Source organism: Gelidibacter salicanalis (genome assembly GCF_016469035.1).
Lineage (GTDB): Bacteria > Bacteroidota > Bacteroidia > Flavobacteriales > Flavobacteriaceae > Gelidibacter > Gelidibacter salicanalis_A.
In genome coordinates this window covers 1-3,158 of the sequence record NZ_JAEHJZ010000079.1, presented here as the reverse complement: position 1 = coordinate 3,158, position 3,158 = coordinate 1, and the positions used below count along the sequence as shown (strand labels likewise).

Below are 3,158 nucleotides of genomic sequence, written 5' to 3'. Positions count from 1 at the left end.
TTTGCCGTCTATGGGTAAAAGGTTGGGTTGGGCTAATTATATTTACGATTTGCCAACTTGCAAAAGTAGGAGCTTATATTTGTAGATTAAATTAGAAGAGCCGTATGATGGGAGACTATCACGTACGGTTCCCTGCCCGTCCGGCAGGTGGGTGTGAGAGGGGAAGGGTGAAACTCCCTTTTCCTACTCGACACTAAACGTTGTCATTAATACCAAATAAATTTGTAAACTCCATAAAATGTAATAACTTTGTAGTCACACAATAAAGTTATGGAAACAGCAATCATCAAAATCGGAAATTCCAAAGGTTTGCGTTTGAGCAAAACCATTTTGGAAAAGTATAATATCAAGGACAAGGTCGAAATGATTTTGGAAAAAGGACAAATAATCCTGAAACCAATCGATAGTCCGAGAAAAAATTGGGACAAGGCTTTTGAAAAAATGAGGAAAAACAATGATGATCGTTTATTGTTCAGTGATGTGTTCGAGGATGAAAACTTTGAGGAATGGAATTAAACCAATATTCCATCGTTCTGGTGGATATTCTGGTGATGCTGACCCCCCATTCTGGCCATACTGACCCCCCCTAAGGATTTTGGTCAAAAAGATAAGTTAATGACAATATTACAGTTTTTTTCTTAGACTTTCTCCCTTTAATTCTATCCGATGGGAGGTGTGTACCAATCTATCTAATATCGCGTCAGCGATACTTGCTTCCCCGATTATATCATACCAGCTTCCCACTGGTAGTTGACTGGCAATAATGGTAGATGATCTTCCATGGCGGTCCTCAATGATCTCCATCAGGTCCATTTGCTGTTTTCCGTCCAGATGGGCCAGTCCGAAGTCATCCAGGATCAACAGGTTTGCCTTTGCCAGCTTATCAAAGAATTTCAGGAAGCTTCCGTCTATACGGGTCATTTTGGTTTTCATCATTAATTTTTGGGTATTGTAGTACAGCACTTTATATCCCTGACTACAAGCTTGGTGTCCCAGGGCCGAGGCCAGAAAACTCTTCCCGCAACCAGTAGCTCCGGTCAATAGGATCGACTCTCCTTTTTTAAGATAGGAGCCACTGGCGAGTTCTGTGATCTGGGTTTTATTGAGCCCTCTTGAGGAGTCCAGGCTCAGTTCTTCCACGCTGGCCTGATATCTAAATTGCGCCCCTTTTTTCAGGCGTTCAAAACGTCGGTGGGTGCGGTCTTCAGCTTCCGCCTGCAACAGCACCTCTAGGCCTTCTCCAAAGGAGAGTTCGTGGTGCTGCCGGGTTTCTACCATGGCCTTCCAACTGTTGTGCATGCCATTGAGCCGTAGCTGTGTCAATTGATCTTCAATAGTACTCATATGTGTATTTATTTAAAAGGTTACTTATTTATAGGATGATGCCCCACGGATGTTCCCATGGTCCGGCAGGGATTTGACTACAGGTTCCTCTGGGTATTCGGTCATCCGGTTTTCCAGGACCTGTTTTAAGAACTTGTAGGAATAGTTCTGATGTTCCAGCGCTATATCGCAGGCTTTGGTAAAGGATCCGGAATCCGCCTTACGTGATAGGCTTAAGATGCCGTCACAGGTCTTATAAAGCTGCTCGGGATATTTATCCTGTTTGAACAGGGCTTCCATATACTCATATAATGCCTCGGAGTGATTATAGCCACGCTGCATATAATAAGTAGGGCTTCGCTCTTTGTAATACTGATGGTGGGAGCACAGATGTTCCTTTCGGGTGGTATATCCTCCTTTGCGGTGGTTCCTGGGATGGGCAGCAATAGGATTTGTCTTATGGTATATCTTTACCAGGGACCGGGTGTAGACCACCTTGACCTTCATTCCGATATAGGTAAAGGGTACGCTGTAATAATGCTTGTCCATACCCAGGTAAATATGATTGTTCTTGGCCACCTTGTGCTCTCTATAGTACTTGATCTCAAAGGGCTGTGCCGGTAAGGGCTGAAGGGTGTGCTTTTCATCGGCCAGGAATTTCTCTTCCCTGCAGTACTCTTTTTGTTGCATCCGGGTCTGGTTGTGCTCTTTGACTTTCTGGGCAATTGCCCGGTTCAGCGAGGGAAGATCAAAGAAAGTAAGCTTGCGAAGTTTGGCATATACCCGGCTATAGATAAGTTTCACCTGGTTCTCAACCAAACTTTTGTCCTGCGGTCTCCCGGGTCTGGTCGGGGTCACCGAAGTCCCATAATGATTGGCAAAATCCTCCAATGCACGATTAATATCAGGTTCATAGGGATTCGCTCTGATCACGGCAGCCTTAAGATTATCCGGCACCAGGGTCTGGGGCACTCCACCCAATTCTTTTAAACAACAGCCCAGGGCATAGATGAAATCTTCCATCTTTTGGCTGGGCACCGCCATAGCGAAGCAATAGTCGGAATACGGCAGGCAGGCCACAAAGACCTGGACCTTGATTTCCTCCCCGGTCTGCCTGTCGACATAAGATAAAAGTTTGCCGGCAAAATCCACGTACAGTTTATCGCCCGGTCTATGGTCCAATACCATGGATGGTTTGCCACTGCGCAGGTATTGCCGGATATGGTAACAGAACTGGGCGTAGCTGTAGGGATCTGGGTTTCCTGCCCTATATTCATCCCATAGCACCTGTCGATTGACACCTATTTTCTTAAGTTCTTTTCTAAAATAATCCAATTGGGGTTTAAGTTGATCGTAACGCTCGTCCTTGTAGGCGGGGTTTCCAGGATTTAATTTCCCCTCTAGCACAGGATCCTCCAAAGCCAACAAAACTTCCAACAAGAGGTTGCTCGTTTTAGCTTTTTGAATATAATCTTTCACGGTGTTCTTGCTCACCGATAGGGTCCTGGCAATGGTTTTAATTCCTTTTCCCTGATGATACAGGCGAAGTATTTGTTTTACTTGACTCATTGGTTTTAATTTTCCGGCCATTGGTTATCTTATTTGATGATATCCATCAAATAAACCAAAACCAGAAAGAAAATAGCCAGGGGGGGGTCAACATGCTCCCAAATAAAACATCCAGAGGGGTCAGCATGCTCCAGAATAATTTAAAAACTTGGCTATCTTCTTTTTCTAAGGGGGGGTCAGCATCCGCCAGAACGGCAGCTACCTATAAGTTGGGCTTTAGAGGGGTCAGCATGCTCCAGTATATCCATGTGTTAGCTACAATTTCC

The 3,158-nt window shown here is 44.8% G+C and carries 4 protein-coding genes; 2 read left to right on the top strand and 2 right to left on the bottom strand.

Features of this window, described 5'->3' with window-relative positions; translation table 11 throughout:
* Positions 1 to 270 precede the first annotated feature (270 nt).
* A complete protein-coding gene (locus JEM65_RS20755) occupies positions 271 to 516 on the top strand; it encodes an AbrB/MazE/SpoVT family DNA-binding domain-containing protein (protein WP_199603612.1) in 246 nt (81 codons plus the stop codon).
* A gap of 108 nt (positions 517 to 624) precedes the next feature.
* Here JEM65_RS20755 and istB read toward each other — a convergent pair whose 3' ends face one another.
* Positions 625 to 1,344: an IS21-like element helper ATPase IstB gene (istB, locus tag JEM65_RS20750; protein WP_199603610.1), complete on the bottom strand. Its 720-nt coding sequence runs from the start codon at positions 1,342 to 1,344 to the stop codon at positions 625 to 627.
* A 24-nt stretch (positions 1,345 to 1,368) separates the two neighbouring features.
* Positions 1,369 to 2,913, bottom strand: a complete 1,545-nt coding sequence (gene istA / locus JEM65_RS20745) for an IS21 family transposase (protein WP_199603608.1) — start codon at positions 2,911 to 2,913, stop codon at positions 1,369 to 1,371.
* Here istA and JEM65_RS22525 point away from each other — a divergent pair.
* Positions 2,913 to 3,158: hypothetical protein (locus JEM65_RS22525; RefSeq protein ID WP_233530770.1), on the top strand; the 246-nt coding region annotated here is incomplete at its 3' end. The two genes, istA and JEM65_RS22525, sit on opposite strands and share 1 nt — an antisense overlap.